This is a genomic window from Rhizobacter sp. OV335, assembly GCF_900142965.1.
In the GTDB taxonomy this organism is placed as follows: domain Bacteria; phylum Pseudomonadota; class Gammaproteobacteria; order Burkholderiales; family Burkholderiaceae_C; genus Rhizobacter.
The window spans coordinates 26506-49956 of sequence record NZ_FRCQ01000005.1 but is presented as its reverse complement, the minus strand read 5'-3'; the positions used below and the strand labels follow the sequence as shown (position 1 = coordinate 49956).

General features: G+C 71.4%; 23 protein-coding genes. 18 read left to right on the top strand and 5 right to left on the bottom strand.

Translation table 11 applies throughout. The features are described 5' to 3' along the window. The first annotated feature begins 31 nt into the window (after positions 1–31). The 12 genes from BUE42_RS06970 to fabG are packed head-to-tail and all read left to right on the top strand — an operon-like array spanning position 32 to position 10622. Positions 32–301 carry a phosphopantetheine-binding protein gene (locus BUE42_RS06970; RefSeq protein ID WP_073463897.1) on the top strand — a complete coding sequence of 90 codons (270 nt, stop codon included), beginning with the start codon at positions 32–34 and terminating at the stop codon, positions 299–301. Between the two features lie 4 nt (positions 302–305). Next, positions 306–938: a COG4648 family protein gene (locus tag BUE42_RS06965; protein WP_073463896.1), complete on the top strand. Its 633-nt coding sequence runs from the start codon at positions 306–308 to the stop codon at positions 936–938. Beyond that, entirely contained in the window at positions 938–2305 is a 1368-nt protein-coding gene (locus tag BUE42_RS06960; protein ID WP_073463895.1) for an AMP-binding protein, read from the top strand. Before BUE42_RS06965 ends, BUE42_RS06960 begins: the two co-directional genes overlap by 1 nt. 9 nt (positions 2306–2314) lie before the next feature. After that, positions 2315–2635: an ApeI family dehydratase gene (locus BUE42_RS33660; RefSeq protein ID WP_073463894.1), complete on the top strand. Its 321-nt coding sequence runs from the start codon at positions 2315–2317 to the stop codon at positions 2633–2635. Then, on the top strand, positions 2632–3555 hold the full coding sequence (locus BUE42_RS06950; protein ID WP_073463893.1) for an LpxL/LpxP family acyltransferase: 924 nt from the start codon (positions 2632–2634) through the stop codon (positions 3553–3555). Before BUE42_RS33660 ends, BUE42_RS06950 begins: the two co-directional genes overlap by 4 nt. After that, positions 3552–4133: a LolA family protein gene (locus tag BUE42_RS06945; protein WP_073463892.1), complete on the top strand. Its 582-nt coding sequence runs from the start codon at positions 3552–3554 to the stop codon at positions 4131–4133. The genes BUE42_RS06950 and BUE42_RS06945 overlap by 4 nt, the downstream gene beginning before the upstream one ends. Next, positions 4130–6511 carry an MMPL family transporter gene (locus BUE42_RS06940; RefSeq protein WP_073463891.1) on the top strand — a complete coding sequence of 794 codons (2382 nt, stop codon included), beginning with the start codon at positions 4130–4132 and terminating at the stop codon, positions 6509–6511. Before BUE42_RS06945 ends, BUE42_RS06940 begins: the two co-directional genes overlap by 4 nt. Before the next feature lie 56 nt (positions 6512–6567). Beyond that, positions 6568–7458, top strand: a complete 891-nt coding sequence (locus tag BUE42_RS06935) for a polysaccharide deacetylase family protein (RefSeq protein WP_073463890.1) — start codon at positions 6568–6570, stop codon at positions 7456–7458. Then, positions 7455–8642: a beta-ketoacyl-[acyl-carrier-protein] synthase family protein gene (locus tag BUE42_RS06930; protein ID WP_073463889.1), complete on the top strand. Its 1188-nt coding sequence runs from the start codon at positions 7455–7457 to the stop codon at positions 8640–8642. Before BUE42_RS06935 ends, BUE42_RS06930 begins: the two co-directional genes overlap by 4 nt. After that, positions 8642–9433 carry a beta-ketoacyl synthase chain length factor gene (locus BUE42_RS06925; RefSeq protein WP_073463888.1) on the top strand — a complete coding sequence of 264 codons (792 nt, stop codon included), beginning with the start codon at positions 8642–8644 and terminating at the stop codon, positions 9431–9433. Before BUE42_RS06930 ends, BUE42_RS06925 begins: the two co-directional genes overlap by 1 nt. After that, positions 9430–9888 (top strand): hotdog family protein, encoded by a 459-nt coding sequence (locus BUE42_RS06920; RefSeq protein ID WP_073463887.1) that lies wholly within the window; start codon positions 9430–9432, stop codon positions 9886–9888. The genes BUE42_RS06925 and BUE42_RS06920 overlap by 4 nt, the downstream gene beginning before the upstream one ends. Further along, complete coding sequence (gene fabG, locus BUE42_RS06915; RefSeq protein ID WP_073463886.1) at positions 9885–10622, top strand: 3-oxoacyl-ACP reductase FabG; 738 nt, start codon at positions 9885–9887, stop codon at positions 10620–10622. The genes BUE42_RS06920 and fabG overlap by 4 nt, the downstream gene beginning before the upstream one ends. Here the strand turns inward: fabG and BUE42_RS06910 are convergent. Beyond that, positions 10619–11089 (bottom strand): nuclear transport factor 2 family protein, encoded by a 471-nt coding sequence (locus BUE42_RS06910; RefSeq protein ID WP_073463885.1) that lies wholly within the window; start codon positions 11087–11089, stop codon positions 10619–10621. The two genes, fabG and BUE42_RS06910, sit on opposite strands and share 4 nt — an antisense overlap. Positions 11090–11193: 104 nt before the next feature. Here BUE42_RS06910 and BUE42_RS06905 point away from each other — a divergent pair, with 104 nt between their 5' ends. The 5 genes from BUE42_RS06905 to BUE42_RS06885 all read left to right on the top strand — a co-directional run bounded on the left by BUE42_RS06905 (position 11194) and on the right by BUE42_RS06885 (position 16924). Continuing rightward, the gene (locus BUE42_RS06905) at positions 11194–11871 is read left to right on the top strand and encodes a response regulator transcription factor (RefSeq protein ID WP_073463884.1); all 678 of its coding nucleotides are present in this window, start codon (positions 11194–11196) and stop codon (positions 11869–11871) included. A 5-nt stretch (positions 11872–11876) separates the two neighbouring features. Next, on the top strand, positions 11877–13340 hold the full coding sequence (locus BUE42_RS06900) for a sensor histidine kinase (RefSeq protein WP_073463883.1): 1464 nt from the start codon (positions 11877–11879) through the stop codon (positions 13338–13340). After that, the gene (locus BUE42_RS06895) at positions 13337–14134 is read left to right on the top strand and encodes a helix-turn-helix domain-containing protein (RefSeq protein ID WP_073463882.1); all 798 of its coding nucleotides are present in this window, start codon (positions 13337–13339) and stop codon (positions 14132–14134) included. Before BUE42_RS06900 ends, BUE42_RS06895 begins: the two co-directional genes overlap by 4 nt. A 40-nt stretch (positions 14135–14174) precedes the next feature. Continuing rightward, positions 14175–16391, top strand: a complete 2217-nt coding sequence (locus BUE42_RS06890; RefSeq protein WP_073463881.1) for a molybdopterin-dependent oxidoreductase — start codon at positions 14175–14177, stop codon at positions 16389–16391. A 251-nt stretch (positions 16392–16642) separates the two neighbouring features. Then, positions 16643–16924 carry a helix-turn-helix domain-containing protein gene (locus tag BUE42_RS06885; protein WP_073463880.1) on the top strand — a complete coding sequence of 94 codons (282 nt, stop codon included), beginning with the start codon at positions 16643–16645 and terminating at the stop codon, positions 16922–16924. An 8-nt stretch (positions 16925–16932) separates the two neighbouring features. Here BUE42_RS06885 and BUE42_RS06880 read toward each other — a convergent pair whose 3' ends face one another. The 4 genes from BUE42_RS06880 to purL form a co-directional block, all read right to left on the bottom strand. After that, positions 16933–17757 carry a metal-dependent hydrolase gene (locus BUE42_RS06880; protein WP_073463879.1) on the bottom strand — a complete coding sequence of 275 codons (825 nt, stop codon included), beginning with the start codon at positions 17755–17757 and terminating at the stop codon, positions 16933–16935. 105 nt (positions 17758–17862) lie between these two features. Continuing rightward, the gene (locus BUE42_RS06875; RefSeq protein WP_073463878.1) at positions 17863–18219 is read right to left on the bottom strand and encodes a 5-carboxymethyl-2-hydroxymuconate Delta-isomerase; all 357 of its coding nucleotides are present in this window, start codon (positions 18217–18219) and stop codon (positions 17863–17865) included. Between the two features lie 10 nt (positions 18220–18229). Then, entirely contained in the window at positions 18230–18472 is a 243-nt protein-coding gene (locus tag BUE42_RS06870; protein ID WP_073463877.1) for a hypothetical protein, read from the bottom strand. A gap of 25 nt (positions 18473–18497) precedes the next feature. Continuing rightward, entirely contained in the window at positions 18498–22511 is a 4014-nt protein-coding gene (gene purL, locus BUE42_RS06865) for a phosphoribosylformylglycinamidine synthase (RefSeq protein WP_073463876.1), read from the bottom strand. A gap of 97 nt (positions 22512–22608) precedes the next feature. On the opposite strand from purL, the gene map reads away from it, so the two are divergent. Continuing rightward, positions 22609–23445 (top strand): type I methionyl aminopeptidase, encoded by an 837-nt coding sequence (gene map, locus BUE42_RS06860; RefSeq protein ID WP_073463875.1) that lies wholly within the window; start codon positions 22609–22611, stop codon positions 23443–23445. The last annotated feature ends 6 nt before the right edge of the window (positions 23446–23451 follow it).

Here is a 23451-nt window from a genome sequence, read left to right as displayed (position 1 = left end):
TCCGCACGAGTAGCAAGTAGCCCGAGACTGCATGAGTTCAGCTGACACCCCCCTGTTGCCGGAAGTCGGCACGCTCCTGGTCGAATCCCTCAACCTGGAGATCGCCCCCGGCGCCATCGACCCCGATGCACCGCTGTATGGCGAAGGCCTCGGGCTCGATTCGATCGACATCCTCGAACTGGCGCTCGTCGTGTCCAAGCGCTACGGCTTCCAGCTGCGCTCGGGCGACGAGGACAACCTGCGCATCTTCTCGTCGCTGCGCAGCCTGGCCGGCCACATCGCCACGCACCGAACCCAGTGACGCCATGAACGCGCATGCCCGCTGGGGTCTGGCCGCCGTCGGCCTCGGGGCGTATGCGCTGCTCGCGCACCACCTCGTCAGCCGCGACGCCGGCTCGGTGCTGGCGCTGCTCACCTTGCTCGGCCCGATGGTCGGCGCCGCGCTGTGGGGCCTGTGGCAGGCGGGCAACCGGCTGGTCGCGCTGGTGCTCGCGGCGCTCGCCGTCGCGGTGCTGCTCAACGGCTCGCGGCTGCCGGTCTCGTGGCTGTACCTGGCCCAGCATGCCGGCATCCACCTGGGCCTCGCCTGGTGGTTCGGCCGCACGCTGCGCGGCGGGCGCGAACCCTTCATCACGCAACTGGCGCGCCGCCTGCACGATCCGATGCAGCCGACGATGGTGGTCTACACGCGGCACGTCACCGTGGCCTGGACGGTCTACTTCCTCGCGATCGCCGGCAGCTCCTTCCTGCTGTTCGGCTTCGCGCCGCTCGCCGCCTGGTCGCTGTTCGCCAACGTGCTGACGCCGGTCTCGCTGGTCGCGATGTTCGCCATCGAGTACCTGCTGCGCTACCGGCTGCACCCCGAGTTCGAACGCGTCGCCTTCCTCGACGCCGTGCGCGCCTACCGCGCGAGCGCCGCCGCCTCCGACACGCCGTGATGAGCGCCGGCCCGTCGTTGCCGCAGACACTGCCGCTGCTCGCCGGCGCGCCGCTCGACGCGCCGCTCGCCTGGCGCGCCGGCCTGCCGATCAGCCGCCGCCAGTACCTCGCGGATGTCGACGCGCTGGCACGCCAGCTGCCCGATGGCGACGCCGTGCTCGCCGTCTGCAACGACCGCTACCGCTTCGCGTTGTCGCTGGGCGCGGCGATGCAGCGCGGCCAGTTCAACCTGATGCCGCCGAACCACACGCCGGACATGGTGGAGCGCCTGCTCGGCCTGTTCCCGCGCACGCACGGCCTGCTCGAAGCCGGCGCCGGGCCGCACGCGCTGCCTTCGCTGCGCTTCGACGACATCACGCCGGGCCGCGCCGACACCATCACCGACACGCCCTGCTTCGCGCCCGACACCGTGGTCGCGCAGGTGCTGACCTCCGGCTCCACCGGCCAGCCGACACGCCATGCCAAGCGCTGGGACCTGCTGGTCGAGAACATCCGCGCCGAGGCCGCGCGCATCGCCCGCCACCTGGGCCGCGACAGCCTCGCCGGCGTCAGCCTGCTGGGCACCGTGCCGCCGCACCACATGTACGGCTTCGAGTCGACCGTGCTGCTCGCGATGCTGGGCGGCGCATCGTTCGCCGCCGAAAAGCCGCTGCTGCCGGCCGACATCGCCGCGGTGCTGGCGCAGCTGCCGCGGCCGCGCGTGCTGGTGACCACGCCGTTCCACCTGAAGACGCTGCTCGATGCGGGCGTCGCGCTGCCGCCGCTCGACCTGGTGCTGTCGGCCACCGCGCCGCTGTCGCCGCAGATGGCCGCGCGCGCCGAAGCCGCGTGGCAGGCGCCGCTGGTCGAGATCTACGGCTGCACCGAGGCCGGCCAGGTCGCGACGCGCCGCACCACCGACGGTGCCGAATGGCTCACCTACGACGGCGTGCGCCTGCGCGGCGATGGCGGCGAGAGCATCGTCAGCGGCGGCCACGTGCCCGAGCCGGTGCTGCTCGCCGACGTGCTGGAGGTGCTGTCGCCGACACGCTTCCGGCTGCTCGGCCGCAGCAACGACCTGATCAACGTCGCCGGCAAACGCAGCTCGCTGTCGCACCTGAACTTCCAGCTCAACAGCATCGACGGCGTTCGCGACGGCGCGTTCTGGCTGCCGCCGGCCGACAGCGTCGAGGGCATCGCCCGCACGGTGGCCTTCGTCGTCACCGGCACGCTGACCCGCGAGGCGCTGCTCGCCGCGCTGCGGCTGCGGCTCGACCCGGTGCTGCTGCCGCGGCGCATCGTGCTGCTGCCGGCGCTGCCGCGCGACGCCACCGGCAAGCTGCCGGCGCAACGCCTGGCCGCGCTCGCGGCCGAGCACCTCCAGTAGGCCGCCCGCATGCCTGTCGCGACCGTGCGCATCCCGGCTTCGCACCCGGCCTTCGCGGGGCACTTCCCCGGCCGGCCGATCGTGCCCGGCGTGCTGCTGCTGGCCGAGGTGGTCGAGGCGGTGCGCTCGCACGGCATCGCGCTCGATCCGCTGCAGGTCGGCGCCGTCAAGTTCGTCGCGACGGTCGGGCCCGATGCCGAGCTGCGCATCGACTGGGATGCCGTCGATGCCGCAGCGACGCGCCTGCGCTTCGAGGTCAGCCAGCTCGTCGACGGGCAGGCGACGCGCTGCGCGAGCGGGCATTTCGACCTGTCGCCGACGGCCCGATGACGACACCCGCCGACGGCACCTGGACCGCCCAGCGCGAGCGCAGCAACCTGTGGACGCTGACGCTGATGCGGCGCATCGCGGTCGGCCTCGGCCGGCCGGTCGCACGCCTGCTGCTCGGCCCGATCGCGCTGTACTTCCTGTGGTTCAGCGGTGCGCCTTCGCGGGCCTCGGCGCAGTACCTGCGGCGCGTGCTCGGCCGAGCCCCCACCTTCGGCGAGCGGCTGCGCCACCTGCACGCGTTCGCGTCGACCGTGCTCGACCGCGTCTACCTGCTGCAGCAGCGCTTCGACGGCTTCGACATCCGCATCGAAGGCAGCGCGCACTTCGACGCCGTGCTCGCCCGCGGCCAGGGCGCGCTGCTGATCGGCGCGCACCTCGGCAGCTTCGAGGTGATGCGCGCGCTCGGGCAGTCGCGCGCCGGGCTGCGGGTCGCGATGGTGATGTACGAAGACAATGCGCGGATGATCAACGCCACGCTGAAGGCGATCGCACCCGACACGCCGCTGCACATCATCGCGCTCGGGCAGCTCGAGTCGATGCTGCGCCTGCGCAACTGGCTCGACGACGGCGGTGTCGCCGGCCTGCTCGGCGACCGCAGCGTGCCGGGTGCCGCATCGGCCCGCTCGGTCAGCCACCGCCTGCCCTTCCTCGGCGACGAGGCGACGTTCTCCGACGGCCCGTTCCGGCTCGCCGCGCTGCTGCGCCGGCCGGTCGTGTTCATGACCGGCTTGTACCTCGGCGGCAACCGCTACGAGTTGCGCTTCGTGCCGCTGGCCGACCTGAGCGAGCGACCCACCGGCCGGGAGGCGCAGGATGCGGCCATCGCCGACGTGCAGCGGCGCTACGTGGCGCTGCTCGAAACGCTGTGCCGCGAGCAGCCGTTCAACTGGTTCAACTTCTACGACTTCTGGAAACCATGACATCCCTGCGCAAGCTCGTCTGGTGGATGCTGGCGCTGGTGAGCACCGCCACGTGGGCCGCGCCTGCCGACGTGGGCAGCCTGCTGCAGCTGCTGGCCACGGTGAAATCGGGCGAGGCCACGTTCACCGAGCAGCGCCAGGTCACGCTGCAGGACATGACGCGCACGCTCGAATCGTCCGGCCGGCTGAGCTTCGCGGCGCCCGACACCTTCGTGCGCGAAACGCTGAAGCCGCGCCGCGAACGCCTGGCCGTGGCCGGCAACACGCTGACGATGAGCCAGGGCAGCCGCAGCCGCAGCGTGCCGCTGGACACCGTGCCCGAAGCCCAGGTGCTGGTCGAGGCGGTGCGCGGCACGCTGACCGGCAACCGCGAGCTGCTCGACCGCCATTTCACGCTGCAGTTCAGCGGCAGCCTCGACCAATGGACGCTCGAGCTGGTGCCGCGCGAGCCGCTGCTGCGCGAGCAGGTCGCGCGCGTCACGGTCAGCGGCGTGCGCGCCGCGCTGACCGAGGTGCAGGTGCAACTGGCCGGCGGTGACCGCTCGACGATGAAGATCGTCGAGACCCGCGCGCCATGAACCTCCAGGCGCTGCGTCGTCCTGCCGCCTGGGTCTGGCTCGCGGCGATGCTGCTCGGCGCCTGGCTCGCCACGCGCGCCACCTACGTCGCCGACCTGTCGGCCTTCCTGCCGTCGTCGCCGAGTGCCGAACAGCGCGTGCTGCTCGAGCAGTTGCGCCATGGCGTGACCGCCCGCGTGATGCTGGTCGGCGTGCGCGGCGGCGATGCCGCGTTGCGCGGCGAAGCGTCGCGCGGCCTCGCGACCGCGTTGCGCGCGAGCGGCGAATTCGACAGCGTCAACAACGGCGACAACCTCGGCGCCCCGAAGGCCGTCGGCGAACTGCTGATGGCCCGCCGCTACCTGCTGAGCCCGGCCGTCGATGCGCAACGCTTCAGCGTCGATGGCCTGCGCGACGGCATCGCCGACACCACCTCGATGCTCGGCACGCCGGCCGGTGCGTGGATCAAGCCGCTGCTGTGGCGCGACCCGACCGGCGAGATGGCGCGGCTCGCCGAAACGCTGCTGCCGTCGGGCGGGCCGCGCGTCGAGGCCGGCGTGTGGGTGTCGCGCAGCCAGCCGCGCGCGCTGCTGGTGGCGATCACGCGCGCCGGTGGTTCCGATCTCGACGGCCAGGCGCAAGCCATCGACACGCTGCACCGTGCCTTCGAACCGTGGGCCGCGCGCGGGCTGTCGCTCGACCTTTCCGGCGCCGGCGTGCTGGGCGTGCAATCGCGCACGCTGATCAAGGCCGAGGTCGAGCGGCTCGCGCTGTGGGACGGCGCGATCGTGCTTGCGCTGCTGCTGCTCGCGTTCGGCTCGCTGAAGGCGCTGGGTGTCGCGCTGCTGCCGGTCGCAAGCGGCGTGCTGGCCGGCACCGTCGCGGTGAGCCTGGGCTTCGGCCAGGTGCACGGCATGACGCTCGGCTTCGGCACCACGCTGATCGGCGAGGCGGTCGACTACGCGATCTACTACCTGGTGCAGGCCCGCTCCGCGCCGGGCACCGGCGCCGGCGCGCTGCACTGGCGCCGCCACAACTGGCCGACCGTGCGCTGGGGCTTGCTGACCTCGCTGGCCGGCTTCTCGGCGCTGGTGTTCTCCGGCTTCGGCGGGCTGGCGCAGCTCGGCGTGTTCTCGGTGGCCGGGCTGCTGGCGGCGGCGCTGACGACCCGCTACGTGCTGACCGACCTGGCACCGGACGGCGCACCCGGCCTGGGGCTGCGGATGCGCCTCGGCGAAGCGACCGCGCGCATGGCCGGCGCGCTGCCGCGGCTGCGCTGGTTCTGGGGCGGCCTCGGCGCGGCCGCGCTCGCGCTGCTGCTGGTGCTGCCGAGCGCGTGGCGCGGCCAGCTGACGCACCTGAGCCCGGTGTCGAAACAGGCGCTGACGCTCGATGCCTCGCTGCGCGCCGACCTGGGTGCGGCCGAGCTGGGCACGCTGGTCGCGATCGAGGCGCCGGACGAAGCGACCGCGCTGCAGCGCGCCGAGCAGGCCAGCGCGCGGCTCGATCCGCTGGTGGCCGCCGGCCTGCTCGCCGGCTACGAATCGCCGACCCGGCTGCTGCCGAGCGCCGCCACGCAGGCCGCCCGCCAGGCCGCGCTGCCCGATGCCGACACACTGCGCGCCCGGCTGAAGCCCGCCACCGCCGACGGCCTGCTGCCCGCCGACCGGCTCGAGCCCTTCATCGCCGACGTGCAGGCGCAACGCCAGGCCAGGCCGGTGACGCGCGCCGATTACGACGGCACGCCGCTCGCGACCGCGCTGCAGGCCCAGCTGCTGCCCGGCACGCAGGGCCGGCCGTGGACCGTGCTGCTGAGCCTGCGCGCCGGCACGCAGGCGCTGCCCGCGGCACGGCTGCGCGATGCGATGCAGGGCCTGCCCGACACCCGCGTCGTCGAGATCCAGCCCGAACTCGATGCGCTCTATGCGCGCTACCTGCGCGAGGCCTTCTGGCAGAGCGCGCTCGGCGCATTGGCCGTGCTGCTGATCCTGTACGCCGGGCTGCGCTCGCTGCGCCGGCTGTGGCGCGTCGCGCTGCCGCTGGTGGCCAGCGTGGTGCTGGTGCTGGCCGGTCTCACGCTGGCCGGCGTCGCACTCGGCGTGCTGCACCTGGTCGGACTGCTGCTGGTGGTGGCGGTGGGGTCGAACTACGCGCTGTTCTTCGACCAGCTGGCGCAGCAAGGGCCGGAACAAGGCACGCCGCAGGCGGACGCCGAAACGCTCGCCTCGCTGCTGCTGGCCAACCTGACGATCGTCGCGTCGTTCGCGCTGCTGTGCAGCTCCAGCGTGCCGCTGCTGGTGGCGCTCGGCGAGGTGGTGGCGCCGGGCACGCTGCTGTGCCTGCTGCTGTCGGCCAGCTGGGCGCGCCGCACGGGCGGTGTGGGACAATCCGAGCCCTGATTTCCCCTGCTGGCGGGCAGCGCTTTCCACCCGGATTCGACGATTCGACGCATTCGATGACCCCCCTGCAGCCTTCACCTTCGCTTCCACCCTCGCCCGCGCTTCGCGTGACGACCTGGCCCGTTCCCGTCTTCCTGCTGCTCAGCGCCGGCCTGCACCTGCTGGCACTGCTCGCGGTGCTGCGCTCGCCCAGCGACTGGCCGTGGGCGCTGGGCGCGGTCGTGCTGAACCACCTCGCGATCACGCTGCTCGGGCTGTGGCCGCGCTCGACCTGGCTGGGCGACAACATCACGCGGTTGCCCGCAGAGGCCGCGGCGCGCGGCGAGATCGCGCTGACGCTCGACGACGGCCCGGACCCGGTGCTGACGCCGCAGGTGCTGGACCAACTCGACGCGGCCGGCGTGAAGGCCACCTTCTTCGTGATCGCCGAGCGCGCCGCCGCCCACCCTGCCCTGCTGCGCGAGATCGTGCGACGCGGCCACAGCGTGCAGAACCACAGCTGGCGGCACCCGCATGCGTTCTCGGTGTTCGGCCCGCGCCGCATTGCACGCGAGCTGCAGCAGGCACAGGCCTTCCTGCATGGTGCGACCAGTGAGCGCCCGACGCTGTTCCGTGCGCCGGCCGGCCTGCGCAACGTGTTCCTCGACCCGCTGCTGCACCGCATGGGCTTGCGGCTCGCGAGCTGGACGCGCCGCGGCTTCGACACCCGCGACGGCGACACGCAGCGCGTGCTCGCGCGCCTGACGCGCGGCCTGCGCGGCGGCGACATCCTGCTGCTGCACGACGGCCATTGCGCGAGCACGCCCGAGGGCCGGCCGGTGGTGCTGGACGTGCTGCCACTGCTGATCGCGCAGGCGCAGCAAGCCGGGCTTCGCTTCGTGCGGCTCACCGATGCCTGGCCTGCGCAAACGGCCGTGGCGACGATCAACGCGTCGGTGACCCCATGAAGCCCGTCGCGATCACCCGGATGACGGTCACGAGCGCGCTCGGGGCCGGCAACGAGACCCACCTGCAGGCGCTGCGCGACGGCCGCAGCGGGCTCGCGCCGTGCCGCTTCGAGGACGTGGCGCTGACCTGCCACGTCGGCGAGGTCGCCGGCGTCGATGCGATCGCACTGCCGGCCGAGCTGGAAACCCACGACTGCCGCAACCACCACCTGGCCTGGCTCGGGCTGCAGCAGAACGGCTTTCGCGCGGCGGTGCGTGCGGCACGCGAGCGCTATGGCGCGCAGCGCGTCGCGGTGCTGCTGGGCAGCAGCACCTCCGGCATCCTGCAGACCGAGCACGCCTACCGCCGGCGCGGCCCCGACGGCGCGCTGCCGCCCGACTTCCACTACGCCGAGACGCACAACACCGGCTCGCTGGCGCGCTTCGTCGCGCTCGCGCTGCAGCTCGACGGCCCGCAGTGGGTGGTCTCGACCGCCTGCTCGTCGAGCGCCAAGGTGTTCGCGGCGGCCGTGCGGCTGATGGAACTCGGCTGGATCGACGCGGCCGTGGTCGGCGGCGTCGACAGCCTGTGCCTGACGACGCTGTACGGCTTCAACTCGCTGGAGCTGCTGTCGCCGCAGATCTGCCGGCCGTGGGATGCCGGGCGCAACGGGCTGTCGCTCGGCGAGGCCGCGGCGTTCGCGCTGCTGGAGCGCAAGGCCCCGGGCATCCCCGAACCGCAGGGCTGGCTGCTCGGCACCGGCGAGAGCAGCGATGGTTTCCACATGAGCTCGCCGCTGCCCGACGGCGGCGGCGCGGTCGACGCGATGCAGCAGGCGCTGGCCGGTGCCGGGCTGCAACCGGGCGACATCGACTACATCAACCTGCACGGCACCGCGACGCACAACAACGACGCGGCCGAAGACCGCGCGGTGCAGACCGTGTTCGGCCCGGCGACGCCCTGCAGCTCGACCAAGGGCGCGACCGGCCACACGCTGGGCGCGGCCGGCGGCGTCGAGGCAGTGCTGAGCCTGCTGGCGCTGCAGCACGGCCTGCTGCCCGGCGGGCTGAACCGCCTGCAGCCGGATGCAGAGCTGCACGCGAACTACGTCGACCTCAGCCGCGCCGCGCCGCTGCGGCATGTGCTGAGCAATTCGTTCGGCTTCGGCGGCTCGAACGCCAGCCTCGTGTTCGGAGCTGCCTGATGGCCACGCTCTTCGTGCAAGGCATCGGCTTGTGCGGCCCCGGTCTCGCCGACTGGGCGCAGGGCGCGCAGGTGCTCGGTGGGCAGCTCGCCTATGCGCGCGCGCCCACCGCGGTGCCGCCCCCGGCGCGCTTGCCGGCGGCCGAACGGCGCCGCGCCGGGGCCGCGATCAAGATCGCGCTGGCCGTCGCCGACGAGGCCTGCCTGCACAGCGGCATCGACCCGGCGCTGGCGGCCACGGTGTTCGCATCGTCGAGCGGCGATGGCGCGAACTGCCATGCGCTGTGCGAGGCGCTGGCCGGCAGCGACCGGCTGGTGTCGCCGACGCGCTTCACGAACTCCGTGCACAACGCCGCGGCGGGCTACTGGCACATCGCGGTCACCGGCCGCGCCGCGTCGACCAGCCTGTGCGGCTTCGACACCAGCTTCGCGGCCGGGCTGATCGAGGCCGCGGGGCAATTGCATTCACAGCCGCAGCCGGTGCTGCTGGTCGCGAGCGACACGCCCTACCCCGAGCCGCTGAACGCGACGCGGCCGCTGCCCGACAGCCTGGGCATCGCGCTGGTGCTGCAGCCGGCTGGCGATCGCGCGCTCGCGCGGCTGACACTTGCGGCGCAGGCGCCGCAGCCGTCGACGCCATGCCGCGACGCCGGGCTCGAGGCGCTGCGGCAGCAGATCCCCGCAGCGCGCGCGCTGCCGCTGCTCGAGCTGATCGCTCGCGGCGATGAAGGCCGCGTGGTGCTCGACTGCCAGCCCGGGCTGTCGTTGCGCGTCGACATCCATCGACCATGAGCAGCGAACCGGTGCAGCTCGATCACGCCGGCATCGCGGCGCTGATCCCGCATGCCGGGTCGATGTGCCTGCTCGACGGCCTGCTGGCCTGGGACGCGCAGGCCATCCGCTGCCGCGCGACCGGCCACCGTGCCGCCGACCACCCGCTGCGCACCGCGTCGGGCCTGCTCGCGACCGCGGCCATCGAGTACGCCGCGCAGGCGATGGCGCTGCATGGCGCGCTGCTCGCGCAGTCGACCGGTGCGCCGGCCTCACCCGGCTTCCTCGCGAGCGCACGCGGCGTGCACTGCCACCGGCTGCACCTGCACGAGCTTGCGGGCGACCTGGAAGTGGTCGCCGAGCGCGTGGCGGGCGATGCGCACCAGCTGCTCTACACGTTCCGCGTGCAGCATGCCGGTGCGCCGGTGGCCGACGGCCGCGCCGCGGTCGTGCTCAATCCTGGAGAGTCCCGATGAGCGACACCCCTCCCCCGCGCCGCGCGCTGGTCACCGGCGCGAGCGGCGAACTCGGCAGCGCGATCGCCCGCCGGCTGGCGCGCGACGGCTTCCATGTGATCCTGCACGCCAACTCGCGGCCCGAGGCGGTCGAGCTGCTGGCGCTGCAGCTGAAGGCCGCGGGCGGCTCGGCCGAGGCGGTGTGCTTCGACGTGACCGACCGCGCGGCCTGCGAGGCGGCGCTGCTGCCGCTGGCCGAGGCCGGCGCGATCCAGGTGGTCGTCAACAACGCCGGGCTGCACGACGACGCGGTGTTCCCCGCGATGCGCGAGGAGCAATGGCACCGCGTGATCGACGTGTCGCTGCACGGCTTCTTCAACGTGACGCAGCCGCTGGTGATGCCGATGATCCGCACGCGCTGGGGCCGGGTGATCAACATCTCGTCGGTGGCCGGCGTGATGGGCAACCGCGGGCAGACGAACTACGCGGCCGCCAAGGGCGCGTTGAACAGCGCGACCAAGGCCTTGTCGCTGGAGCTCGCGGGCCGCGGCATCACGGTGAACGCGGTCGCGCCGGGCATCATCGCGTCGCGCATGACGGCGCAGGCCTTCGACGACAAGGCGATCGCGCAGCTGGTGCCGGCCAAGCGCGCCGGCACGGCGGACGAGGTGGCGGCGCTGGTGGGGTTTCTTGCGGGCGACGAGGCCGGCTACATCACCGGCCAGGTGATCTCGATCAACGGCGGGATGGCCTAGGCTGGGTTCTTCGCCTTGAACTGCGCCAGGCTGCCGGCCGCCTTGGCCTTGATCTTGTTCTGCAGCAAGCTCGACCAGCCGAGCGCCCAGCCCGGGGCCCCGAGCGCCTGCCGCGACCAGGCCCAGAAATCGAAGCGGTCGACATGCCGCACGATCAGCCCGTCGCGGAATTCGAAGCTCGCGTCGATGATGTTCAGCACCTTGCGCCCGGTCGCCGAGAACGTGTAGTTCGCCTCCCAGTGCGCCGAACCCTGGCGGTCATCGGCCTGGATGCCGGTGTATTCGAGCCGCAGGTCGCGCCCGTTGGTGCACAACATGCGCCACATCATCCCGGCATCGGCGCCGTGCAGGTCGAACACCGGGTCGGTGAAGTGGACCTCGCGGTGGTAGCAGGCCCCCATCGCGGACCAGTCGCGGCGGCAGAAGCCTTCGTAGAAGCGTTGGATCAGTGCAGCGTGGTCGTGCATGCGGGCCACCGGGGCAGTCGAGGATCGGTCCAGTGTGCCAGCACCCGGGGCGGTTCGGGTATCCGGCGATGCGGATTCGCCACTGAAGTCTGTAAGCTCCGCCCATGAAGTTGCTGCTCGCCGAAGACGACGCCATCCTTGCCGATGCCCTCAGCGCCAACCTGGCGCTGGCCGGCTTCGAGGTCGACGTGGCCCCGAACGGCGCCGTCGCCGAGTACCTGCTGCTGCGCCAGCAGTTCGACCTCGGCGTGCTCGACCTGGGGCTGCCGCTGGTCGACGGCCTGACCGTGCTGAAGCGCGTGCGCGCCGCCCGGCCGACGCTGCCGATGCTGGTGCTGACCGCACTCGACGGGCTCGACCACCGCGTCGCCGGGCTGAACGCCGGCGCCGACGACTACCTGACCAAGCCCTTCGACTTCCCCGAGCTGGAGGCCCGCATCCGCGCGCTGCTGCGCCGCAGCCGCAACGTGGCCGCCGCGTCGGCGCAGGAGATGGGGCGGCTGAGCTTCGACCGCGACACCCGCCGCGCCGCGATCGACAACGAGGCGATGGAGCTGTCACCGCGCGAATGGATGCTGATGGACCTGCTGCTCACGCAGCGTGACAAGGTGGTGACCAAGGAGCAGATTGCCGAGGCCTGGGCGGTGGAGCGCGGCGATGCGAACGCCGGCTCGATCGAGGTCTACATCCACCGCCTGCGGCGCAAGCTCGATGGCTCGGGCCTGGCGATCCGCACGGTGCGCGGCCTCGGCTACCTGCTGGAAGCCGAAGCTAGCAGCTGACCCGGATGCTCTCGCCGTTCAAGCTGGCCCTGCGCCGCGTGCCCGGCGTGACGCCCGGCACGCGCTCGCTGCACCGCCACCTGCTGCTGTGGCTGCTGCTGCCGCAGCTGGTGCTGTGGCTGGCCGCCGCCTACGTCACCTACAACGTCGCCGACCGCTATGCCAATCGCGCGATCGACGCCGCGCTGAAGACCGCCACGCGCGCGCTCGCCCGCCAGGTCAAGCCGATCGGCAACGGGCTGTTCATCGATTTCCCGCGCGCCGCGCAGGACATCATCGAGGCCGACCCCGACGACCGCGTGTACTACATGGTCAGCACGCCGCCCGGCGAATTCATCCTCGGCAACAACAAGCTGCCGCCGCCACCGGTCACCGATGCGCGCCTCGGCGAGACCTATTTCTACAACGGCAGCATGAAGGAAAAGTCCAACCAGCTGGGCATCCGCGTCGCGGCGATGTACCTGTCGTTCGGCGACGAGAACGCGCCGCAGCGCATGCTGGTGCAGGTGGCGCGCAGCCGCGCCAGCGGCGAGGAGCTCGCGCGCCAGATCCTGGTCGACACCGCGCTGCCGTTGTCCGGTCTGGTGGCGCTGATGTCGGTGATCGTCTGGGGCGGCATCCGCACCGGCCTCGCGCCGCTGGCGCGGCTGCGCGCCGAGGTCGAGGACCGCGCGCCGAACGACCTGGCGCCGATCAAGCTCGAGGCCGCACCCGAGGAAGTGCGCGCGCTGGTGAAGGCGCTGAACAGCCTGCTGGCCCAGGTGCACGAGAACGTGTCGGTGCAGAAGCGCTTCATCAGCGATGCGGCGCACCAGCTGCGCACGCCGCTGGCGGGCCTGAAGAGCCAGACCGAGCTCGCGCTGACCGAGACCGACAACCCGGCGCTGCAGGCGCGGCTGCGCCGCGTGCACGAGAGCGCGACGCGCAGCGCGCACCTGATCAACCAGCTGCTGACGCTGGCGCGCGCCGAACCGGAATCGGTGGCGGCGCAGGGCCGCACGCGCGTCGACCTGCGGCGGCTGGCGAGCGAGGTGACGGCCGAGCTGGTGCCGCGCGCCCGGCATGCGGGTGTCGACCTCGGGCTCGATGAGGGCGACGAGAAGCCGATCGAGATCCACGGCAATGCGCTGCTGCTGCGCGAATCGCTGCTCAACCTGGTCGACAACGCGATCCGCTACGCCGGCGACGGCAGCGTCGTCACGGTGCGGCTGTCGGCGCAGGACAGCCAGGCGGTGCTGGAGGTCGAGGACAACGGCCCGGGCATCGCCGAGGCCGACCGCGAGCGGGTCTTCGAGCGCTTCGCCCGCGCGACGCACGAGGGCAACGGCTGCGGGCTCGGCCTCGCGATCGTCAAGGAGATCGTCGAGCGGCACACCGGCACCGTCGAGCTGCAGCCGGTGCAGCCGCAAGGCCTGCGCGCGGTGGTGCGGCTGCCGCGGATGGTCGAGCGCAAGGCGGTTGCGGCTTGACACCGGTCGGCGCCCTGCTGCGTGAATGGCGGCAGCGTCGGCGCCTGAGCCAGCTCGACCTGGCGAGCGATGCCGACATCTCCACCCGCCACCTGAGCTACGTCGAGACCGGCCGCGCGGCGCCGAGCCGCGCGATGGTGCTGCACCTGGCCGAGGCGCTGGAGGTGCCGCTGCGCGAGCGCAACACCTTGCTGACGGCCGCCGGCTTCGCGCCGCTGTACCGCGAACGCACGCTCGACGACCCGGCGCTGAAGGCGGCGCGCGATGCGGTCGACCTGGTGCTGCGGGCGCACGAGCCGCACCCGGCGCTGGCCGTCGACCGGCACTGGAACCTGCTGGCGCACAACCGGCCGATGCTGCTGCTGCTCGACGGCATCGCGCCGCAGCTGCTGCAGCCGCCGGTCAACGTGTTGCGGCTGAGCCTGCACCCGGACGGCGTGGCACCGAAGATCGTCAACCTGAACGCGTGGCGCACGCATTTGTTTGCGCGGCTGCGCACGCAGGTCCACCTGAGCGGCGACCCGGTGCTGGCCGCGCTGCTCGAAGAATTGCAGGCCTACCCCGGCGACGACAGCCCGCCGGGCGGTGAGGATTGGAGCGCGGTCGCGGTGCCGCTGCAGATCCGCAGCGCGCTTGGCGTGCTGTCGTTCATCAGCACGACCACGGTGTTCGGCACGCCGGTGGACATCACGCTGTCGGAGCTGGCACTGGAGACCTTCTTCCCGGCCGATGCCGAGACGGCGCAGCTGCTGCGTCGCCTCGGTGACGGACAGGCGGCGTCGACGGGCGCATAAAGGCGAGGCTGCGGCAACGATCCGCATCCAGGAGACGACGATGACTTCACGCACTGCCCTGCGCATCTGCCCCTTGTGCGAGGCCTGCTGCGGCCTCGAAGTGCAGGTCGACGGCGCCGGCCGCATCGGCACGATCCGCGGCGACGCGGCCGACGTGTTCAGCGCCGGCTTCCTGTGCCCGAAGGGCGTCGCGCTGAAAGACCTGCACGAGGACCCGGACCGCCTGCGCACGCCGCTGATCCGGCGCGGCGCGCGCTTCGTCGAGGCCACGTGGGACGAGGCCTTCGCCGAGATCGAGCGCCGCCTGCTGCCGCTGCGCGAGGCTCATGGCAAGGACAGCATCGCGCTGACGCTGGGCAACCCGTCGGCCCACAAGATGGGGCTGCTGCTGTACATGCCGCGGCTGCTGAAGGCGCTGGGCACGCGCAATTTCTTCTCGGCGTCGACGCTCGACCAGATGCCCAAGCAGCTGTCGAACGGGCTGATGTACGGCCACTGGCTGTCGATGGCGGTGCCCGACATCGAACGCTGCGACTTCCTGCTGATGCTCGGCGCGAACCCGATGGCCAGCAACGGCAGCCTGTGGACGGTGCCGGATTTCCGCGGCAAGGCCAAGGCGATGAAGGCGCGCGGCGGCCGGCTGGTGGTGATCGACCCGCGGCGCACCGAAACGGCCGTGCTCGCCGATGCGCACCATTTCATCCGGCCGGGCGGCGATGTGTTCCTGCTGCTCGGGATGGTGCACACGCTGTTCGCCGAGGGCTTGGTGAAGCTCGGGCGCCTGGAGCCGCATGTGAAGGGCGTTGACGCGCTGCGCGACGCGGTGCAGCCCTTCAGCGCCGACGCAATGGCCGCGCGCTGCGGGATCGATGCGGACGTGATCCGCAGCCTCGCACGCGAACTCGCCGCGGCCGAGCACGGCTGCGTCTATGGCCGCCTCGGCACCTGCGTGCAGGCCTACGGCACCACCTGCTCATGGCTGATCGACGTGCTGAACATCCTGACCGGCCACCTGGACGAGCCGGGCGGCGCAATGTTTCCGCAGGCCGCGGCTTTCGCGGCCAACACCGCCGGCACGCCGGGGCGCGGCCGCGGCATCGTGACCGGACGGCACCGCAGCCGCGTCAGCGGCGCGCCGGAGGTGTATGGCGAGCTGCCGATGACCTGCCTGGCCGAGGAGATCGAGACGCCGGGCGAGGGCCAGGTGAAGGCGCTGATCACGATCGCGAGCAACCCTGTGCTGTCGGCACCGAACGGGCCGCGGCTGGCGAAGGCGCTGGAGGGGCTCGAGTTCATGCTGAGCCTGGACATCTACCTGAACGAGACGACGCGCCATGCCGACGTGATCCTGCCGGGGCTGTCGCCGCTGGAGGACACGCACTACGACGTCGCGTTCCCGCAGTTCAGCGTGCGCAACCATGCGCGCTACAGCCCGGCGGTACTGCCACCGCCGGCCGGCACGCCGGCCGAGTGGGAGACGCTGCTGCGGCTGGCCGCGCTGGTTCAGGGGCGCGGCGCGCAGGCCGACATCGACGCGCTCGACGATGCGCTGGTGGCCGAGGACGTTCGCAAGCTGGCCGGTGACCGGGCGGATACGGTGATGCAGATGGTGTCGGCACACCGAGGCCCGGAGCGGCTGCTCGACCTGGCCTTGCGCAGCGGCCCGTTCGGCGACGGCTTCGGCCGCCAGCCCGATGGCCTGACGTTGGACAAGCTGAAGGCCGCGCCGCACGGCATCGACCTCGGCCCGCTGGCGCCGCGCGTGCCCGAGCTGCTGCGCACGCCGTCGGGCTGCATCGAACTCGCGCCACCGAGCCTACTGGGCGACCTGCAGCGGGTGGCCGCCGATGCGCGGGCCGGCACGCACGACGCGGTGATCATCGGCCGCCGCCAGGTGCGCTCGAACAACAGCTGGATGCACAACCTGCCGACGCTGGCGAAAGGCCCGTTCCGCTGCACCGCGCTGGTCCACCCGCAGGATGCCGCGCGCTGGGGCTTGCAGCATGGCGGCCAGGCGCGCATCGCCCGGGCGGCGGACCAATCGATCGAGGTGCAGGTGGAGGTCAGCGACGAAATGATGCCCGGCGTGATCAGCCTGCCGCACGGCTGGGGCCACGCCCTGCCCGGCGCGCGCCTGGCCGTGGCCGCCGAGCGCCCCGGCGCGAACCTCAACGCGGTGCTGGACGATTCGCTGCGGGATCCGTTGTCGGGGAATGCGGTGCTGGGAGGAACGTCGGTGCAGGTGATGCCATGCTGAGTTGTGCCCTCAAGAAGCAGCCACCACCCGTTCGCCCTGAGCAGGGACCGAGCTGGTCGAGGGCCCGTCCGTCGAAGGGTTGTGTCCGACGCGGCAGGGCCTTCGCCAAGCTCAGTCCCACCCTTCGACAGGCTCAGGGCGAACGGGGTTTCTTTGCCGCCACCCGGTCCCTTCACGGACCTGTTTGCTCAAAAACCGGGAGGCCGGTCAAGACAAAATGCCGACGTGATCTACGTGAAGGAGCCCGGTCAATGAGCAAGCAACGATTTGCCAGCGTGTGGGATGCCATCGAAGACACGCCAGAAGACGCCGAGAACATGAAGCTGCGCTCCGTGCTGATGAGTGCCATCTCCGAGCACATCGCGCGGAAGGAAATGAGTCAGGCGCAGGCAGCAGCCTTGTTCGGCGTGACGCAGCCGCGTGTTTCCGATCTGGTGCGCGGAAAGATCAACCTGTTTGCACTCGATGCGCTCGTCAACATGGCGACTGCGGCCGGTATGCGGATCGAAATGCGGGTGCTCCAAGCAGCCTGACGCCAGCGCTACACCTCGCGGAACTGTCCCGCGTTGTCGCGCAGCCAGGCCTCGGCCCGCGGCTCGTCCTGCTGCTGCGGGTGGAAATCAGCCCGGAAGTACGCCCGCCACGGCCCGAAGGTGTCGCGCACCAGCCCGCCTTTCGCGAACAGCAGCCGCCATGCGCTGCGCCACGTGCGGCCCTGCAGCAGCGCACCGTCGTGCCACAGGTTGCGCAGCGTCTGGCGCAGCACGTCGGTGACGAAGAAGAAGGTGACCACGTGGAACCAGCGGAGGCGCCAGCGGTGGTTGCCACCGCTCGCCCGGTAGACGTCGAACGCGGTGCTGCGGTGCTCGGTCTCTTCGGCCGCATGCCACATCCACATCGTGCGCAGCCGCGGCTCGGCACCGTCGAGCTGCTGCGGGTGCTGCAGCATCCACGCCGCCATGATCGCGGTGAAGTGCTCGTAGCCGGCCGTCACCGCCAGCGCATGGCGCGGGTCGCCTCCCTCGAAGCGCGCGATGCGGCGCGCCGCCCGCGGCCCCCAGGTGTTGCGGTGGCCCTGCGCTTCCAGCTGGCCGTTGAACAGCCCGTGGATGCGGCGGTGCGTCGCCTCCTGCCCGATGAAGCCCTGCACCTCGTCGGCAAAGCTCGCCTGCGCGTCGGCCGGCAAGGCCTTCGCGGCAGCCCGCACCGAATCGATGAAGAACTGCTCGCCGACCGGGAAGCTCATCGACAACGCATTGAAGAACGCCGTCAGGAAGGCATCGCCGCCCGCCCAGCGGCGCTCGAACGGCGTCGACAGGTCGACGAGCAGCGAGCGAACGGTGTGGTGGACGGGCTGGTGGGCCATGGCCACGGATGCTACTGCGTCGACCGGCGCGCGCGGCGCAGGGTTTGCCTCAGGAATTCGATCGCCCCCGGCGGCACCGCCGTCACCAGGTACAGCGCCCACAGCTCACGCGTCGATGCCGGCATTGCGCCGGTTGCTGAAGGTTGCGCGGTCCATCTCGCGCACGTCGCACGAGACGGCCTGCAACTGCGGCAGCAGCGCCGCCAGGCCGCGCACGATCGCGGCCGACAGCTTCTTGCGGTCGGCCTCGCTGCGGCCGGTCAGCACGTAGGCGAACACATGCACGAAGTCGGCGTTGATGCCGCCGACCAGGCTGTGCTCGTGCACCAGCACGCGGATCTTCACGTCGCCGACGGTGAACAGCTCGCTCGCGAGCGCGGCGTCGTGCACGGCACGCATCATCCGGTCGACCGGCACCTGGGCCGCGACCGACTTCGTGCACTCGAGGATGCAGTGGGGCATTGGATCGTTCTCAGACGTCGAGTGTGTAGACGCGCGCCGCGGCACGCTCGGCGGCGCTGTGGCCGCGCAGTGCCTGTGCCCACGCGGGGTCGGCGGCCGAGTGCGCCGGCGCGAGGCCGCGCAGCATCACCGCGACCTCTTCGGACCCACCGTCGATCTCGTTGAGCTGGTGCAGCTGCTCATCGAACATGCGCGCCACCGACGCGCCGGCGGCATCGATCAGCACGAGGTAGCGAACCGGTTTGCTGTGCATCGTCTTCTCTCCCTGATCGTTGATCTCAGCCGATCCACTTTCTGGCGTTGTGGAACATCTTCATCCACGGGCTGTGCGCATTGATGTCACCCGAAGTCCAGCTCATCAGCACGTTGCGGAACACCCGCTCCGGGTGCGGCATCAGCACCGTGAAGCGGCCGTCGGCGGTGGTCACTGCCGTCAGCCCGTCGGGGCTGCCGTTCGGGTTCGCCGGGTAGGCCTCGGTCGGCTTGCCGGCGGCATCGACGAAGCGCATCGCGCGCCTGACCTTGGCCGCATCGCCGCGCTGCGAGAAATCGGCAAACCCCTCGCCGTGCGCCACCGCGATCGGCAGCCGGCTGCCGGCCATGCCGCCGAAGAAGATCGACGGGCTCTCGAGCACCTCGACCTGCGCCAGCCGGGCCTCGAACTGCTCGCTGCGGTTGCGGGTGAACTTCGGCCAGTCCTGTGCGCCGGGAATCATCGGCGACAGCGCCGCCATCATCTGGCAGCCGTTGCACACGCCGAGCGCGAAGGTGTCGCTGCGCCCGAAGAAGGCCGCGAACTGCTCGGCCAGCACCGGGTTGAACATCACCGAGCGCGCCCAGCCTTCGCCGGCGCCCAGCGTGTCGCCGTAGCTGAAGCCGCCGCAGGCGACGAAGCCCTGGAACTGGTCGAAGCGCGCGCGGCCGGTCTGCAGGTCGCTCATGTGCACGTCGAAGGTGTCGAAGCCGGCCTGCGCCATCGAGTAGCTCATCTCGAGGTGGCTGTTGACGCCCTGCTCGCGCAGGATCGCCACCTTCGGGCGCGCGGTGTTGACATACGGCGCGACCGCTTCCGACGGGTCGAAACTCAGCTGCAGGTGCAGCCCGGTGTCGCCGGCGCGGCCCGCGGCCTCGTGCTCGGCGTCGGCACAGGCCGGGTTGTCGCGCAGCTTCGCGATGCGCCAGCTGACGTCGTCCCAGGCCTGGTGCAGGTCGCGCAGCGGCGCGCTGAACACCGCCTTCGCATCGCGCCACACCTCGACGACGCCCCGCGGGTTGGTCTTGCCGATGGCATGGCTGTGCTTGGCCAGGCCGTGCGCGCGCAGCACCTGCATCACCTCGTCGCGCGCCTCGGTGGGCACCTGGATCACGGCGCCCAGTTCTTCGTTGAACAAGGCCTTCAGCGTCAGCTCGGTGCGGCGCGCGCCGACCTGCCCGGCCCAGTTCTTCGAGTCGCCATGCTCGGCGCGGCTGTCGGCAATGCCGTCGCTCTCGGTGACCAGCATGTCGACGTTCAGGCTCAGGCCCAGGTGGCCGGCGAAGGCCATCTCGCAGGCCGCCGCCCACAGGCCGCCGTCGCTGCGGTCGTGGTAGGCCAGCAGCCGGCCCTGGCTGCGCAGCTGGTTGATCGCGGCGACCAGCGACTTCAGCAGCGCCGGGTCGTCCAGATCGGGCACCTCGTCGCCGAACTGGTTCAGCACCTGGGCCAGCATCGAGCCGGCCATGCGGTTCCTGCCTTGGCCGAGGTCGATCAGCACCAGCGTGGTGTCGCCGGGCTGCAGCTGCGGCGTCAGCGTGCCGCGCACGTCGGCCAGCGTCGCGAAGGCGGTGACGATCAGCGAGACCGGCGCCGTCACCTGTTTCGCATCACCGGCGTCACTCCAGCGGGTGCGCATCGACAGGCTGTCCTTGCCGACCGGCACGCTGATGCCGAGCGCCGGGCACAGCTCCATGCCGACCGCCTTCACGGTGTCGTACAGCGCGGCGTCTTCGCCGGGTTCGCCGCAGGCGGCCATCCAGTTGCAGCTGAGCTTGATGCGCTCGAGCTCGATCGGCGCGGCCAGCAGGTTGGTGATGGCCTCGCCGACCGCCATGCGGCCCGACGCCGGCGCATCCAGCGTCGCGAGCGGCGTGCGCTCGCCCAGGCTCATCGCCTCGCCGCGGAAGCCGCGGAAATCGGCCAGTGTCACCGCGCAATCGGCCACCGGCACCTGCCACGGGCCGACCATCGGGTCGCGGTGGTTCAGCCCGCCGACGGTGCGGTCGCCGATCGTGATCAGGAAACGCTTGCTCGCCACCGTCGGGTGGCGCAGCACGTCGAAGGCCACCTTGTCGAGCGACACGTCGGTGAGCTGCAGCGCCGGCAGCGTGCGCGCGATGCGCTTCACGTCGCGGTGCATCTTCGGCGGCTTGCCGAGCAGCACCTCCATCGGCATGTCGATCACGAACTCCGATTGCCCTGAGCCTGTCGAATGGGTGCCGGGGTTGTCCAGCACCAGCTGCTTCTCAGCGGTCGTCACGCCGACCACCGCAAACGGGCAGCGTTCGCGCTCGCACATCGCGCGGAAGATCGGCAGCGCCTCCGGCGAGACCGCCATCACGTAGCGCTCCTGGCTCTCGTTGCACCAGATCTCCTTCGGGGCCAGGCCGCTCTCTTCCAGCGGCACCTGGCTCAGGTCGAAGCGCGCGCCCAGGCCCGCGCCATCGACCAGTTCGGGGAAGGCGTTCGAGATGCCACCCGCGCCGACGTCGTGGATCGCGAGGATCGGGTTCGATTCGCCCAGCGCCCAGCAGTGGTTGATGACCTCCTGCGCACGGCGCTCGATCTCGGGGTTGCCGCGCTGCACCGAATCGAAATCGAGCTCGGCCGCGTTCGCGCCGGCGGCCATCGAACTGGCCGCGCCGCCGCCCATGCCGATGCGCATGCCCGGGCCGCCCAGCTGGATCAGCAGCGTGCCGGCCGGGAACTGGATCTTGTGCGTCTGGCTGGCCGAGATGCTGCCCAGGCCGCCGGCGATCATGATCGGCTTGTGGTAGCCGCGGCGTTGGCCGTCGACCGTCTGTTCGTAGACGCGGAAGTAGCCGGCCAGGTTGGGCCGGCCGAACTCGTTGTTGAACGCGGCGCCGCCGAGCGGGCCGTCGACCATGATCTGCAGCGGGCTCGCGATGTGCTCCGGCTTGCCGTAGGGCGACTGCTCCCACGGCTCGTTGGTGCCGGGCAGGTGCAGGTTCGAGACGCTGAAGCCGGTCAGGCCGGCCTTCGGCTTGGAGCCGCGGCCGGTCGCGCCCTCGTCGCGGATCTCGCCGCCGGCGCCGGTCGACGCGCCCGGGAACGGCGAGATCGCCGTCGGGTGGTTGTGCGTCTCGACCTTCATCAGCACGTGCACGGTGTCCTCGCGCGGGCCGTACAGCGGCGCGTTGGTGTAGCCCTGCGGCAGCCAGCGTTCCGTGGGGCCGCCTTCCATCACCGACGCGTTGTCGCTGTAGGCCACCACCGTGTGCTGCGGCGCGAGCTGGTGGGTGTTGCGGATCATCGCGAACATCGAGCGCTGCTGCTCGACGCCGTCGATCGTGAAGCCGGCGTTGAAGATCTTGTGCCGGCAGTGCTCGCTGTTGGCCTGCGCGAACATCATCAGCTCGACGTCGGTCGGGTTGCGCTTCAGGCCGGTGAAGGCGGCGACCAGGTAGTCGATCTCGTCGTCGCTCAAGGCCAGGCCGAAGTCCTTGTTGGCGGTCGCCAGTGCTGCGCGGCCGTGGCCGATCACGTCGACATGCTCCATCGCCTTGCCGGCCTGCTCGTCGAACAGGTGGGCGGCGTCGTCGCGCTGCAACAGCACGCTCTCGGTCATGCGGTCGTGCAGCAGCGCGGCGGCCTGCCGCAGCTCGCCGGCTTCCAGCGGCTTGGCGGCGCCCAGCAGGCCGGCCAGGCCGGTTTTCAGCACCAGGCGGTATTCCGTCACGCGTTCAACGCGGCGGATCGCGAGGCCGCAGTTGTGGGCGATGTCGGTGGCCTTGCTGGCCCAGGGCGACACGGTGCCCAGGCGGGGCGCCACCAGCACCAGCGCGCCGTCTGACGGACCGGCATAGGCGTCGCCGTAGGTGAGCAGCGCGGCGAGCTTGTCGTGGGCGTCGCGCGCCAGCGGCTGGTCGCTCCAGGCCCAGTGCACGTGCCGGGCGTGCACGGCGGTGATGCGCGGGCTGATCGCCTGCAGCCGCGGCAGCAGGGCCTGGGCGCGGAAGGCGGACAAGGCGTTGCCGCCCTCGAAGTGCAGCAGATGCTTGGGTGTGGACGTCACGTTGGGGCCAGCTTCGGGTTCTGGAGACCGGGTCGTGTTCAGGGACTGCCGGTGGAAACCCGGGATTTTACGGGGGTCGGTGCAATAATTCCGCCCCATGACGATCACGATCAAAACCGCCGAGGATGTCGCAGGCATGCGCATCGCCGGGCGGCTCGCCTCCGAAGTGCTGGACATGCTCACGCCGCACGTGAAGCCGGGCATCACCACCGAGCAGCTCGACAAGCTGGCGCACGACCACATCGTGGACGTCCAGCAAGGCATTCCGGCCCCGCTGAACTACGCGCCACCGGGCTACACGCCCTACCCGAAATCGATCTGCACCTCGATCAACCACCAAGTCTGCCACGGCATCCCGAACGACCGGCCGCTGAAGGCGGGCGACATCGTCAACATCGACGTCACCGTCATCAAGGACGGCTGGCACGGCGACACCAGCCGGATGTTCGTCGTCGGCCACGGCTCGATCGCCGCGAACCGGCTGTGCCAGATGACGTACGACGCCATGTGGAAGGGCATCGTCAAGGTGAAGCCGGGCATCCACCTGGGCGACATTGGCCACTCGATCCAGACCTTCGCCGAGAACGCCGGCTTCTCGATCGTGCGCGAGTTCTGCGGGCACGGCATCGGCCGCAAGTTCCATGAAGAACCCCAGGTGCTGCACTACGGCCGCCCGGGCACGCTCGAGGAGTTGGTGCCGGGCATGGTGTTCACGATCGAGCCGATGATCAACGCCGGCCGGCGCGACATCCGCGAGGCCGGCGACGGCTGGACCATCGTCACGAAAGACCGCTCGCTGTCGGCCCAGTGGGAGCACACGATCCTGGTCACCGAGACCGGCTACGAGGTGCTGACGCTGTCGGCGGGCAGCCCGCCGCCGCCGGCCTTCGTCACCGCGGTGGCCGCGACCTCATCTGCGACCACCGCCGCCTGACGGTGG